Source organism: Epilithonimonas pallida, assembly GCF_900182975.1.
In the GTDB taxonomy this organism is placed as follows: domain Bacteria; phylum Bacteroidota; class Bacteroidia; order Flavobacteriales; family Weeksellaceae; genus Epilithonimonas; species Epilithonimonas pallida.
This window is the reverse complement of the sequence record NZ_FXUO01000002.1, coordinates 603,520-617,344: the sequence shown is the minus strand read 5'-3', so window position 1 is coordinate 617,344 and position 13,825 is coordinate 603,520. Positions and strand designations below refer to the sequence as shown.

Annotated in this window: 14 protein-coding genes; 7 read left to right on the top strand and 7 right to left on the bottom strand. The window is 35.6% G+C overall.

Annotation, left to right across the window (positions count from 1 at the left end; genetic code table 11):
• Positions 1 to 123 precede the first annotated feature (123 nt).
• Complete coding sequence (locus tag QOL71_RS06000) at positions 124 to 342, top strand: hypothetical protein (RefSeq protein WP_283416058.1); 219 nt, start codon at positions 124 to 126, stop codon at positions 340 to 342.
• Between the two features lie 61 nt (positions 343 to 403).
• The gene (locus QOL71_RS05995) at positions 404 to 2,689 is read left to right on the top strand and encodes a TonB-dependent receptor domain-containing protein (protein ID WP_283416057.1); all 2,286 of its coding nucleotides are present in this window, start codon (positions 404 to 406) and stop codon (positions 2,687 to 2,689) included.
• A gap of 88 nt (positions 2,690 to 2,777) precedes the next feature.
• Here QOL71_RS05995 and ctlX read toward each other — a convergent pair whose 3' ends face one another.
• The 5 genes from ctlX to QOL71_RS05970 form a co-directional block, all read right to left on the bottom strand.
• A complete protein-coding gene (ctlX, locus tag QOL71_RS05990) occupies positions 2,778 to 3,695 on the bottom strand; it encodes a citrulline utilization hydrolase CtlX (protein WP_283416056.1) in 918 nt (305 codons plus the stop codon).
• Positions 3,696 to 3,802: 107 nt separating this feature from the next.
• Positions 3,803 to 4,717: a dimethylarginine dimethylaminohydrolase family protein gene (locus QOL71_RS05985; RefSeq protein ID WP_283416055.1), complete on the bottom strand. Its 915-nt coding sequence runs from the start codon at positions 4,715 to 4,717 to the stop codon at positions 3,803 to 3,805.
• A gap of 176 nt (positions 4,718 to 4,893) precedes the next feature.
• Positions 4,894 to 6,180 carry a citrate synthase gene (locus tag QOL71_RS05980; protein ID WP_283416054.1) on the bottom strand — a complete coding sequence of 429 codons (1,287 nt, stop codon included), beginning with the start codon at positions 6,178 to 6,180 and terminating at the stop codon, positions 4,894 to 4,896.
• Positions 6,181 to 6,400: 220 nt separating this feature from the next.
• Entirely contained in the window at positions 6,401 to 7,693 is a 1,293-nt protein-coding gene (eno, locus tag QOL71_RS05975; RefSeq protein WP_283416053.1) for a phosphopyruvate hydratase, read from the bottom strand.
• Positions 7,694 to 7,819: 126 nt separating this feature from the next.
• A complete protein-coding gene (locus QOL71_RS05970) occupies positions 7,820 to 8,224 on the bottom strand; it encodes a septal ring lytic transglycosylase RlpA family protein (RefSeq protein WP_283416052.1) in 405 nt (134 codons plus the stop codon).
• A gap of 126 nt (positions 8,225 to 8,350) precedes the next feature.
• Between QOL71_RS05970 and QOL71_RS05965 the strand changes: the two genes are divergently transcribed.
• From QOL71_RS05965 to QOL71_RS05950, 4 genes are read left to right on the top strand one after another with little or no spacing between them, the layout of a single operon-like run.
• Positions 8,351 to 9,118, top strand: a complete 768-nt coding sequence (locus QOL71_RS05965; RefSeq protein WP_283416051.1) for an enoyl-CoA hydratase/isomerase family protein — start codon at positions 8,351 to 8,353, stop codon at positions 9,116 to 9,118.
• A gap of 9 nt (positions 9,119 to 9,127) precedes the next feature.
• Positions 9,128 to 9,562 (top strand): deoxycytidylate deaminase, encoded by a 435-nt coding sequence (locus QOL71_RS05960; protein ID WP_283416050.1) that lies wholly within the window; start codon positions 9,128 to 9,130, stop codon positions 9,560 to 9,562.
• A gap of 35 nt (positions 9,563 to 9,597) precedes the next feature.
• Positions 9,598 to 10,512 carry a site-specific tyrosine recombinase XerD gene (xerD, locus tag QOL71_RS05955; RefSeq protein ID WP_283416049.1) on the top strand — a complete coding sequence of 305 codons (915 nt, stop codon included), beginning with the start codon at positions 9,598 to 9,600 and terminating at the stop codon, positions 10,510 to 10,512.
• Positions 10,513 to 10,531: 19 nt separating this feature from the next.
• Positions 10,532 to 11,047: an NUDIX hydrolase gene (locus tag QOL71_RS05950; protein ID WP_283416048.1), complete on the top strand. Its 516-nt coding sequence runs from the start codon at positions 10,532 to 10,534 to the stop codon at positions 11,045 to 11,047.
• Between the two features lie 29 nt (positions 11,048 to 11,076).
• Here the strand turns inward: QOL71_RS05950 and QOL71_RS05945 are convergent, their stop codons facing one another.
• Positions 11,077 to 11,634 carry a thioredoxin family protein gene (locus QOL71_RS05945; protein ID WP_283416047.1) on the bottom strand — a complete coding sequence of 186 codons (558 nt, stop codon included), beginning with the start codon at positions 11,632 to 11,634 and terminating at the stop codon, positions 11,077 to 11,079.
• A gap of 46 nt (positions 11,635 to 11,680) precedes the next feature.
• Positions 11,681 to 12,592, bottom strand: a complete 912-nt coding sequence (gene miaA / locus QOL71_RS05940; RefSeq protein ID WP_379953378.1) for a tRNA (adenosine(37)-N6)-dimethylallyltransferase MiaA — start codon at positions 12,590 to 12,592, stop codon at positions 11,681 to 11,683.
• A gap of 75 nt (positions 12,593 to 12,667) precedes the next feature.
• Here miaA and QOL71_RS05935 point away from each other — a divergent pair, with 75 nt between their 5' ends.
• Complete coding sequence (locus QOL71_RS05935; RefSeq protein WP_283416045.1) at positions 12,668 to 13,825, top strand: methionine aminotransferase; 1,158 nt, start codon at positions 12,668 to 12,670, stop codon at positions 13,823 to 13,825.

The window sequence follows — 13,825 nt, the reverse complement described above, 5'->3', positions numbered from 1 at the left end:
TCTTTTTTTTGTAGCCATTCTATTGATTTTTTAATTAACTTTACAAAGTAACTGATTTATGCGATTGGGAAAGCTACCGAAGGTTTAGTTCAACAGAGTTTTGACGTAAACATCAAGAAAATTATGGGAAATTTCACATTCCTGGTTGAGTTCAATGACATCTTTAATCAGAATATCGATGATATAAGAACAATACAAGCTAAAGGAAGTTACAACACTGTAAGAAATTTCCAATACCGAAGAGAACTGAACATCAACGTAACCTACAACTTCGGGAATCAAAAATTGAAAAAAGCAAGAGAAGTGAAATCGGCTAACGATGCCATCCGCTCAAGAACTTAATTATAAAATAAACTCAAACACCCAATCAACTCTATAACTCTCAAACCCTAAAACTCTCAAAATGAAAACCAAGACTCTCATTGCTGCCATATTTTTCTCAGGATTGATCTATGCTCAGGAAACACCTAAAAAAGATTCTGCTGAAACAAAAAGTATAGAAGCTGTTACCTTAACCAAACAAGTTTTCAAAAAACAAAGCGACCGATTTGTTTATGATGTAGCTGCTTCACCTGTCGCAAAAGGTAATACAGCATTCAGTTTGTTGAAGCAAACGCCGCTTGTTTCTTCGACTGATGACAAAACTCTGAAAATCATTGGGAAAAACAATGCCGTCATCTATATCAACGGCAGAAAAACCAATATGGATGCGGAATCTCTGACTCAGTTTTTGAAAAATACGCCGGCAGAAAATATTCAGAAAATCGAAGTGATTACGCTTCCAGGAAGTGAATATCAGGTAGAATCTTCTGACGGAATTATCAATATTGTTCTAAAGAAAAAAATGACCGACGGGCTGAATGGCAATATGAGAATGGGAAATTCACAAAATTATTACAACTCTACTTATGCTGGCGTTTCGCTCAACTACAGGAAAGATAAATTGGGAATCAGCGCGAATATCAACACCAGCGAAAACATCCAGGAGCAATATTATATCCTGAGAAACGGGAATGATAAAGCTAGCAATCAGTCGGAAGGACGAGTAACCGATCCCAACAAAAACTTAGGTGGTTATCTGAATATCGATTATCAATTAAATGACAATAGTAATCTTGCTTTGACCTGGAATTCCTGGGCGAACAGAAGTTATGGTTCTACATCCAATTTATTCAATACCATTAATTCAAAAAATGATGCAGGTGTAGCATTACCTACTAAATATAATTATACTAAAAACCTGGAAAATGCCCGTTCTTACAATAATTCCCTGAACCTGAATTATGAATGGAAAACTGATACATTGGGAAGCAAATTAAATCTGAATGCAGCCTATCTCAACTACAAACGTTTTCAAAATGCGGACAACAAAACTTTTGACTCCGATATATTTCAAAACTTAAGTCAATATCCAACCATTGAAATCAAACAAAGCACACCCCAGGTTATCAATAATTTTTCTTTCTTGGGCGATTATATCAAGAAATTTAAAAATGATCTCACTGTTTCGGTTGGAGGAAACTTTAACAAAACAAAAACCGACAACGATACGCAAAGCACTACAACTGTTTTTGATGCCAGCGGTAATCCTGCCGAACTGTTCGAAAACGGCTTAAGAATCGACAATCCAAAGGAAAATCCGAATCATTTTATATATGACGAAAATATCTACGGAGTCTATCTGACATTGGAAAAGAAATTTTCAGATAAGTTTTCGGGAAAAATCGGTAGCAGATACGAGATTACGAATAGTGTCGGTAAATCAGACAATACAAAAAACGAATCTCTCAGAAATATTGAAAGAAATTATAACAATTTTCTTCCTTATGTAAGCCTTAATTATGCTATCAATGATAATAATAACATCTCTTACGCTTTTTCCAGCCGAATGAGAAGGCCCAGTTTCTGGGAACTGAATCCCGTTAAAAATATACTGACAGATGTTAATTATACTCAGAATAACCCTTTTGTGAAAGCGTCTTCGGTTTACACCAATGAGTTCACTTATATGTTAAAGAACTCCTATTTCCTGATCATCAATCACTCATTTACGAAAAATGTGATTACACAAGTCCCTTTACAAAGAGAGATTGTGAAAGATGGAATAAATTATAAAGAGCTAAGATACATCAGAACCAACTTCGGAGACAAGCAAGAGATGTCCGCGATGATCGGGATGCAAAAATCGTTCTTCAAACAATATCTGACCTCCAATTTCAATATCGGAATGCAGCGAAATGTAAACAACGGTTTCCTGAATACAGACCCGATCACAGGCGATGTTTTCCCGGATTATGTCAACAAAATCAAATCTAACAGCTTATTGATTCAAACCAACAATACTGTGAGACTAGACAAAAACAAAACCTGGTTTTTAGGCGTGAACTATTGGTATGTTGATAACCAACAAATCGAATTGGGAAGGCTGAAATCTCTCATGAGCCTGGACGCCAACATCAAAAAAGTCTGGAACGACTGGACTTTTGCCCTGGAAATCTATGATATTCTGAAAACGAATAAAGTGGTGATTACCGATTATCAGGACAATGGCAACTTCAACTACATCAATCAAAATCAATATAACCAAGGTCTGAACTTCAGCATCACTTATAATTTCGGGAACAAAAAAGTTCAGAAAATCCGGGATATAAGCAGCGCAGACAAAGACATTAAAAACCGCACCAGATAACATACATTATATTTTCTTATCAAATCATTATTTTCAAAAGAAATCCCGAAGAACGTCTTCGGGATTTTTTATTTCTATTAAAAAGATTTTATTTCTTCGGCAAGAAAACCTCAGCCAACATACATCTGGCACTTCCGCCGCCGTTGGTTTCTATCACTTCCAAATCGGAGTAAATAATTTCACAGTATTTCTCAATGGCAGAAACTTGTTCTGGCTTTAAAGATTTGTAGGCGCTTTGGCTCATTACTAAAAACTTCTCTCCAGAATTATTCTGAACCTGAAGCATATTGCCTGCGAAATGTTGCATCTGGTCTTCGGAGATTTCTATTAATTCTTTTCCCGAGTTTTTAATCGTTTCAATAACTTTTTCCCTTTCCAGTTCGTTATCTATACAATCTAAGCAAATCACTACAAACCTGTCCGCAACGCACATCATCACATTGGTATGATAAATTGGTAATCTTTCTTCACCAGCCGTTTGATAAGAATGAAAAACAACAGGCTTGAATCCAAACTCGCTACAGAATTTTCTAAACAAATCTTCATCCAATCTCAACGAAACCGAACCGTAAGCAATCTTATTATCGTGGTCAAAAATCATACTTCCTGTTCCTTCCAAGAATTTATTGTCTTTTTCAATGTCAGAATAATCGATGATTTCGTTGATAGTAAATTGCTCTTTGATTTGTTTGATGATATCTTCGCGTCTTTCCAAACGTCTGTTTTCAGCAAACATCGGGTAAAGAACTACTTTCCCGTCTCTGTGAAAACTCACCCAGTTATTCGGGAAAATTGAATCCGGCGTTTTGGGGTCAAGCGTATCTTTTATGGTAATGACATTAATGCCTTTTGCTCTCAATTTTTCAACAAAGGCTTTGAATTCTTTCAAAGCTTCATCCTGAACATTCCCTTCCTGCTGAACCTGAAAATAATTATTAACCGCCGTCTGCTCGTTGAACCCGAAAGCAATGGGCTCTATCATTAAAACTGTATCTGTAGTCTGCATATTTACTTTAAATATAAATTTATGGCTCTCGCTGATTTTTCAGATTCAGTAAATTATCTTGAAGAATCAGCATAATTTGCTTTATTTGCTTGAAATGATCTTAATTATTATTCTCTAACTAAAGGCAAAGTTGAACACCTCAACAGACCGCCCATTTTAGAAATTTCGCGGTAAGGAATTTCTTCCACAGTTATTCCCCACTCGTCTCTTAGATGATGATTTAGTCTTGTGAAAGTTTTATCAGAAACCACAACATCCGGAGCAATTGAGAAGATATTCGGGTTCATCTCAAACATTTCTTTATCGTTGACTTCGAAACAATTTTCTTCTCCAAAAATATCCAAAAGCAACTGATAGTCAGACTCATCAACAAATCCGTTTTTATAAATGATACATTTGTCTTCGCCAACAATATTAAACGTACAATCCAAATGAAGAATACCTTCGTAAGGTTTTGTATCGTTTTTTCTCAAATCCAGGTCGATGATTCTCTTTTTTGGGAAATATTCTTTCAGAATTTCGATAGCATATTCATTTGTTCTGGCTGTTTTCAAATTTCTGTAATCCGGACTGTAGCTGGTTCCTATAAACAAAAATCCATTCCAGACGATGACATCTCCACCTTCAATATGGGCTGTTTCCGGCAGGTTGATGATATTTCTCCAGGATACTTTATCAATGATATGCCTGTAAGCTTCCTGCTCATCTGCACGATCGGGAATAATGTTAGAAATAATCATTTTGTCCTCAATTACGAAAGCAACGTCTCTTGCGAAAACCTGATTGTAATCTTTGATGATTTTCGGTCGGAAAACCTCGACATCATATTTCTTCAGCACTTTTTCGAATTCCGTCATTTCCAAGATAATATCTTCCTCTTTTGGATATATATTATTCTCGATAGTATGATAGGATTTTGCATCGTAACTTTCTTCCAAAGTAGGAACAGGGCCATTTGATTTCGGCTGTCCAAGCACTACGGACTTCAGTCTTCCGGTTTCGTTTTTGATATTTAATTTCATAATTTCAGAATCAGGCAAATATAATTAAAGGATTCAAATCAGGGATATTTTATTTTAGTTAATAACACCTGCGAAAGCCCGATTGCTGGAGAAATTTTCAGATTAACTACAATATTCCCGAAAAAAAATCCCCGAAAAATTAATTTCGAGGATTTTATAATTGAATTTTATATTTTTTATCTGTTGGCAATGTCCACGTAATCACGCTTTTCTGCACCTTGATAAACCTGTCTTGGTCTTCCGATCGGGTCACCTTTCAGTCTCATTTCTTTCCACTGAGCAATCCATCCCGGTAATCTTCCTAATGCGAACATCACAGTAAACATTTCTGTTGGGATACCCAACGCTCTGTAAATAATCCCTGAATAGAAATCTACGTTCGGATATAGTTTTCTTTCTACGAAATAATCATCCTCAAGAGCAACTCTTTCCAACTGCATCGCAATGTCAAGTGCTTTGTCCTGGATTCCTAATTTTCCTAAGATATCGTCAGCTGCTTTCTTGATGATCTTTGCTCTTGGGTCAAAGTTTTTGTAAACTCTGTGTCCAAAGCCCATTAATCGGAAGCTGTCTTCTTTATCTTTCGCTTTTGCAACATATTTGGAAACATCGCCACCATCTTTTTCAATTAACTCAAGCATCTCGATAACTGCCTGGTTTGCACCACCGTGGAGTGGTCCCCAAAGTGCAGAAACACCGGAAGATATAGACGCGAACAATCCTGTGTGGGCAGAACCAACCATTCTTACAGTAGAAGTGGAGCAGTTTTGCTCGTGATCCGCGTGTAGAATCAATAATTTGTCTAAGGCTTCTACAACAACAGGATCAATTTCGAAATCCTCGTAAGGAAGTCTGAAAGCCATTTTATAGAAGTTCTCAACATAGTTGAGATTGTTGTCACCGTGATTCAATGGCAGACCTTGAGTTTTTCTGTAAGTCCATGCACACAGATGAGAGAATTTTGCTAACATCAGTTCCGCAGCAAGGTCCATTTCTTCTTTTGATTTTACATCAACAGCTTTTGGATTGAATGCAGTAAGAGCAGATGTCAATGCAGATAAAACTCCCATTGGATGCGCAGAACGAGGAAAAGCATCAATGATTCTTTTCATTTCTTCTGCAATGAAGTTATATTTTTTGATACCTGTTTCAAAATTACTGAACTGATCTTTTGTTGGTAAATTACCATGAAGCAAAAGGTACATTACTTCCGTAAAATTAGACTTCTCAGCAATCTGCTCGATGGGATAACCCCTGTAGAACAATTCTCCTTTATCACCATCCAGGTATGTAATTTCACTGATTGTAGCACCTGTATTTTTGTAACCAAGATCCAAAGTAATCAGCCCTGTCTGATCTCTTAATTTGGAAATATCAATTCCTCTGTCACCGATAGTACTATCTACGATTGGATATTCAAAACTCTTCCCGTCGTAATTTAATATAACTTTATTATCTGACATTTTTTAAAAATTTATGTGCTAAATATAAGAATTAAACCATAAATGCTCAACTGACAAAAGTCATATCTCACAATCGATTCTATTAATAGCAATAATTGAACAAGAAAAATAATTATTTACTAAAAATCTATAAAATTAACAATTTGATTTTCAATCGAATAAAAAATAAAAAGCATCCGAAAAACTCCGGATGCCTTAAATTATAAATTTTTGTTAAAAATTATCTTTTGATTTTGAACGCGTCCAAACCTGGGAAGATTGCAGTTTCTCCAAGAGCTTCTTCAATCCTCAATAATTGGTTGTATTTTGCCATTCTGTCAGATCTGGAAGCAGATCCTGTTTTGATCTGTCCACAGTTTTGAGCTACCGCAAGATCCGCAATTGTAGAATCTTCGGTTTCACCGGATCTGTGGGACATCACTGTTGTATATTTGTTTTGTTGGGCCATTTGTACTGCAGCCATTGTTTCGGAAAGAGAACCGATTTGGTTAACTTTTACAAGGATAGAGTTAGCTGTATTTTCTTTGATACCTCTGGAAAGTCTTTCAACATTAGTCACAAACAAATCATCACCAACTAGCTGAACTCTGTCACCGATTTTTTCAGTCAACAATTTCCAGCCTTCCCAGTCGTTTTCCTGCATACCATCTTCGATAGAGATAATTGGGTATTTGTTTGCTAATTCTGCTAAATAAGAAACCTGCTCACTGCTTGTAAACTGAGCGGCATCCGGAGTCTGGAATTTTCTGTAATCATAGATTCCATCTTTATAGAATTCTGAAGCCGCACAATCAAGAGCGATCATAACATCATCACCCGGCTTGTATCCTGCTTTTTCGATAGCCTGTAACAGGGTATCCAAAGCATCTTCAGTTCCTGTGAAAGTTGGCGCAAATCCACCTTCGTCACCTACAGCAGTAGATAAGCCTCTACCGTGAAGAATTGATTTTAAGCTATGGAAGATCTCAGTTCCTTTTCTCAAAGCATGAGAGAAAGAATCTGCCTTTACTGGCATTACCATAAATTCCTGAAAAGCGATTGGCGCATCTGAGTGAGATCCACCGTTGATTACGTTCATCATTGGAACAGGAAGCGTGTTAGCGTTTACACCACCAACATATTTGTAAAGAGGCATTCTTAATTCAGCTGCTGCAGCTTTTGCAGCGGCTAAAGAAACACCCAGAATTGCATTAGCACCTAATTTTCCTTTATTAGAAGTTCCATCAAGATCGATCATTATAGCATCAATCAGATTTTGTTCGAAAACGGGAAGACCTATTAATTCCGGAGCGATAACTTCTTTTACATTTTCAACGGCTTTCAAAACCCCTTTTCCTAAGAATTCCGGCGCTCCGTCTCTCAGTTCTACCGCTTCGTGCTCACCTGTAGATGCACCGGAAGGTACAGCTGCACGTCCCATTGCTCCGTTTTCTGTGAAAACATCTACTTCTATAGTAGGATTCCCTCTGGAATCTAGAATCTGTCTTGCTTCGATAAATGAAATGTAACTCATTGTCTTGATGTTGTTTTTTTAAGATTTTTATTTGTCTGCTTTTTCAAAAGCATTGCAAATTTAAACATTTTTAAAATATTATGTGATGAATCATTTCTTAACATTTATCACCTATGAAAAAAGCAATTATTTAAGAATTCTGTATTTAATCTTAATGATCCCTTCATTCAGGTTCGCAATTTTTTTAAATGCACCCTGGCTGACATCAAATTCTCTGGAAGGCTTAAGCGGACCTCTGTCATTTATAATAATGATAACCGATTTATCATTTTCTATATTAACAATTTCTACTTTTGTTCCAAAAGGCAGCATTTTGTTAGCACCTGTCATTTTAGAATGTCTGTATATTTCTCCGCTTGCCGTCTTCTTCCCATCAAATTTATCTGCATAATAAGAAACCGTCGTGGATTTGTATCCTGAACTGCTGCCAGATGAACTTCTGCTGCCGCAAGAAATAGCAAATAAAAGAATGGCAAAAATGTATGTTTTAAAGGTTTTTTCAATTAATCTGTTTAAATTTTCAGCCATCATTTTAAGATTGATTTAAAAAATATTTATTAAAATGTTAAATATTCATTAATATTTTGTTTATTTTGCACAAATTTCTAACTTAGATTTTTATATCGCTTAGATACAGAAATATATTTGCTTTTTTAAATGAATTACGAAAGTATAAAATTAACAATAGATAATAAAATTGCAGTTGTAACCATCAACAGGCCAGATAGTCTGAATGCTCTAAATGCACAGGTTTTCAATGATCTTGATAACGTATTTGATTTTTTAGCATCAGAAAAAACGGTAAACTGTGTTATAATAACTGGAAGTGGAGAAAAATCTTTTGTTGCCGGTGCTGATATCAAAGAATTTTCAGCTTTCAGCCAAGAGCAGGCAAAGGAATTGTCAAAAAGAGGACATTTGGTTTTCCAAAAGATAGAAAACCTCAACAAACCGGTCATTGCTGCAATCAACGGTTTTGCATTGGGTGGCGGACTGGAACTGGCCTTGTCCTGTCATATCAGATATGCTTCTGAAAATGCAAAATTAGGTTTACCGGAAGTAATCTTAGGATTAATTCCCGGTTATGGCGGAACTCAGAGATTACCAAAACTGATTGGAAAGGGAATTGCGAATGAGATGATTTTTTCCGCCAAAATGATTTCTGCTGAGAAAGCGAAGTCGATCGGATTGGTCAATGAAGTTTTTTCTTTGGAAGATCTAATTCCAAAATCGATTGAGCTGGCTTCACAAATTGCTAAAAATTCTCCGGCAGGAATTGAAAAAGCAATCAAAGCCGTTAATGCAAGTGAAAATGACAATGGCATGGACAGCGAAATCAATTATTTTGGAGAATTATTTTCTCAGGAGGATTTCAAAGAAGGAGTTTCTGCATTTATTGAAAAAAGAAAACCGGTTTTCAATTAGATTTGCAGAATGAATTATAATAAATTTGACATTGCTTATTTGAAAATGGCAACCGAATGGGCAAATCTTTCTTATTGTAAAAGAAAAAAAGTCGGGGCTCTTATCGTAAAAGACAGAATGATCATTTCTGACGGATATAATGGAACACCTTCCGGCTTTGAAAATAATTGTGAAGATGAAAATGGAAAAACAAACTGGTTTGTCCTACATGCAGAAGCCAATGCGATACTCAAAATAGCCAGCAGCACACAATCTTGTAAAGATGCAACGTTATATATAACAATGTCACCTTGCAAAGAGTGTAGTAAGCTGATTTTGCAATCCGGAATCCGAAAAGTTGTCTATATGACAGGCTATTCTGATGATAGCGGATTAGAATTTCTAACAAATGCCGGGATTGAAATTTTAAATATCACAGAACAAGAATTATATAATTATACATGAAAAAATAAAAATTCTTAAATAATAAAAACACAAATATGGATTGGTCAGAAAAAATTACAGACTTCTCAAATTTTCTAAAATTTGAGAAAAGCTTCTCCGACAATACACTTGATGCGTATATCAGAGACATCAAAAAGTTAGAGAACTTTGCTATTAATGACTTAGGAGAAGTTTCTCCTCAAAACATCACTTATCAGAATCTTCAGGAGTTCATCTATCAGCTTTCCAAAAAGAAAATCAGTGAAAGATCACAAGCCAGAGGTATTTCTTCTATCAAGGCATTTTTTAAATTCCTTCTGGAAGAAGAATACAGGGATGATAATCCTGCAACCCTATTGGAAGGTCCAAAATTAGGGCTTTATCTGCCGGATACTCTTAGTGAAGAAGACATCAACAGAATTATTAACTGCATCGATTCTAATACTGACACAGGAAAAAGAAACCAATGTATCCTGGAAGTGCTTTACGGTTGTGGTCTGCGCGTATCTGAGCTGGTTGACCTGAAAATATCAAATATCAATTTCAAAGAAAATTTTATTATCGTTGAAGGTAAGGGTGAAAAAACAAGATTAGTTCCTCTTGCAAGAACAACAGCTGATTTTATCAAGGATTATATCCAGACTGTTAGAAATAAAACAAAGATTAATAAAAAACACGAGGATGTGCTTTTTCTGAATAGCAGGGGAACCAATATGTCCAGAGTAATTGTTTTTATAATTATCAAAGAATTGACCCAGAAAGCCGGAATCAACAAGAGTATTTCTCCACACACTTTCAGGCATTCCTTTGCAACACATTTGTTACAGAATGGAGCTGATCTGAGATTTATTCAGGAGATGTTGGGGCACAGCAGTATTACAACAACCCAGGTCTATACCCATTTGAAAACAGAAGAATTAAGAGATGTTATTCTGAATTTTCATCCAAGGAACAGAAATGTATCATCATAGTTTTTCTTAAATTTATCCAATGGAAAATTTAAGATTCTGTCCCAAATGCGGTCAGGAAAAATTATTATGGAATAATATCACCAAATGGAGCTGCAGCAATTGTGATTTTGTCCTATATCATAATACTGCTGCAGCTGTTGCAGTCATTATAAAGCATAAAGATGAATTATTTTTCACGGTTCGGAACCAAGAGCCGGGAAAAGGAAAATGGGATTTGCCAGGTGGTTTTACAGATCCGAAAGAAAGTTCTGAAGAAACCTGTGAACGAGAGCTGAATGAAGAATTGGGATTAATTATAAACCCTGACAAATTCACATATCTGGGAAGCCAACCGAACATATATCCTTATAAAAATATTGATTACAATACTTTGGATATGTTCTTTTTATATGAAACTGAGGAAAAATTCGAAATTAAATTGGAGGAATCAGAAATATCCGAAGCCATTTGGATAAAAGCTTCTGAACTTGACTTGGATCAAATTGCTTTCGAATCTCAGAAAAGATTTCTTAAAAATTACATCGATAAACTTTAATAAAAACCGGAAATTAGTTCCGGTTTTTTTTATTTCCATTTGATATTACAACCCAAACTTGGTCTCTGGAACTCTTCCTGCTCCGCACCAGCTAAAAGATTTTCAAAGGCTACAACCAAATCTTCACCTGTAATTTCCTTCTGATTTCCTGGTCGAGAGTCATCCATTTGACCACGATAAATTAAACTTAGATTTTCATCAAAGAAGTAAAAATCCGGCGTACAAGCCGCATCAAAAGCTTTTGCAACATCTTGTGATTCATCATATAAATAAGGAAATTTGATATTTCTTTCATCTACAAAATCAACCATCATCTCCGGAGAATCTGCAGGATATCTTTCAACATCGTTAGAATTAATCCCAATAAACTCGATTCCCTGGGATTTGTAATCTTCATACAGTTCCTCCAATTTATCAATAATATGAAGAACGAACGGACAATGGTTGCACATAAAAACAACCAAAGTTCCTTTTTTCCCTTTCAAAGATTCAAGGCTTTGTAATTCATTATTTTTTGAAGGATTAGGAAGCTTGAAATCTGGAGCTTTTGTTCCCAGAGCCAGCATATTTGAAGGTGTATTTGACATAAGTTTTGATTTAAAAAGATTAAAATATTTTGTGATTAAGAAATTACTAAATCTCCGAATTACTTAATTTTTCCAGCAAAGATAATGCTTCTTGCAGAGAATTATCATAGTTGACCCAATTTACATTGTCCAGTTTTTTGTTCCACGTGATTTGTCGCTTGGCGTACCGACGGGAATTTTTCTTGATTTCCTCGATAGCGAAATCCAAATCCCATTCTCCATCAAAATATCGGAACAATTCTGAATATCCTACCGTTTGTAGAGCCACTCTGTCTCTATCAGCAATCAAACCTCTCGCTTCCTCCAGCAATCCTTTCTCTATCATTTTATCAACACGAAGATTGATTCTTTCATAAATGACTTCTCTTGGCGCATCAATTCCGATTCGGATAGTTTTAAAATTCCTTTTATCTTTTGGTGCACTAAGATTTTCGGTGTAGGTTTTTCCGGTTTGCCAGATGATATCAATAGCTCGTAATAAACGTCTGGGATTGTCTTTATCTACAATTGAAAAATAATTAGGATCTAATTCTTCAAGCAATTTTTGCAAAGCTTCAATTCCTACATTTTCCCAAATTGATAGTAATTTTTGTTGATTTTCAGCATCCGCTTCAGGCAAGTCATTCATCCCTTCCACAACAGCTTTTTCATACATCCCACTACCTCCGACCATTATGGCGACATCTTTTTGAGAGAAAATTTCATCAAGTTTTTTCAGCGCATCAACTTCATATTGACCGATTGAATAATAATCGTTGACACCAAGATTAGCCACAAAATGATGTTTCGCTTCAGCTAACTCTTCATCGGTGGGCATTGCTGTTCCAATTTTCATTTCTTTATAGAACTGGCGCGAGTCACATGAAATAATTTCGGTATCGAGATGTTTTGCCAAGTCGATTGCCAACCGGGTTTTCCCGATTCCTGTAGTTCCGATAATGGAGATGAGACGTTTCAACAAAAAATTTTTGCAAATTTACAAAATCATTATTTTGATTTTTTAATGTAATAATTACTTATTTTTACAATCAGAATGGCTTTCAGATTACCCAACTCCAAACTTCCTGATGTGAAAACTACGATTTTCACAGAGATGAGCTTATTAGCACAACAGGAAAATGCAGTTAATCTTTCTCAGGGATTTCCGGATTATCAGCCTGATGAAAATTTAATCCAATATCTCGGTGATTTTGCAAAACAAGGTCATAATCAATACGCACCTTTGTTTGGAATCAAGGAACTGCGGGAAGAAATCTCAAGAAAATTCAATCTTCAATATCAAGCAGATTACCATCCGGATTCTGAGATTAATGTAACGGCTGGAGCTACTCAGGGGATTTTTACGATTATTTCTGCATTTGTAAAAAAGGATGATGAAGTCATTATTTTCGAGCCTGCTTACGATTGCTACGAGCCTGCAATTATTCTGAATGGCGGTATCGTCAAAAATGTCAAAATGCTTTATCCTGATTACAAAATTAATTGGAACGAAGTCAAAAATCTGGTTTCTGAAAAAACCAAGATGATTATTATCAATAACCCGAATAATCCTTCCGGAAAAATCTTAAAACAAAAAGATATTGATGAACTGATTGCGATTGTAAAAAACACAAACATCATTATTCTGAGCGATGAAGTCTACGAAAGCATCACTTTTGACGAAAAACCTCATCTGACTTTAGCCAAATATCCTGAGCTGAAAGAACGAACTTTCGTAGTTGGCTCTTTTGGGAAATTGCTGCATATCACTGGCTGGAAAATAGGTTATGTTTGCGCGCCTTCGGATCTGATGAAAGAGTTCAGGAAAGTTCATCAGTTCAATGTGTTTTGTGTGAACACGCCGGCACAATTTGCAATTTCTAAATATTTGCAAAATATTGATGACTTCAAATCAATCTCAACATTTTTCCAAACTAAAAGAGATTATCTTAAAAATGCTTTGAAAGAAACGCCTTTCCAATTACTGGATTGTGAAGGAACTTATTTTTTATCTGCTAATTTTGGCGCAATTTCTGATAAGCAAGACAAGGATTTTTGCTACTGGTTAACCAAAGAATATAAAGTAGCAACCATCCCGTTTTCTGCATTTTACAAAGATAAAACCGATGAAAAAGTCATCCGTTTTTGTTTTGCAAAAAAACAGGAAACATTGGATAGAGCTATAGAAAAATTATTAAAAATTAAAATGTAA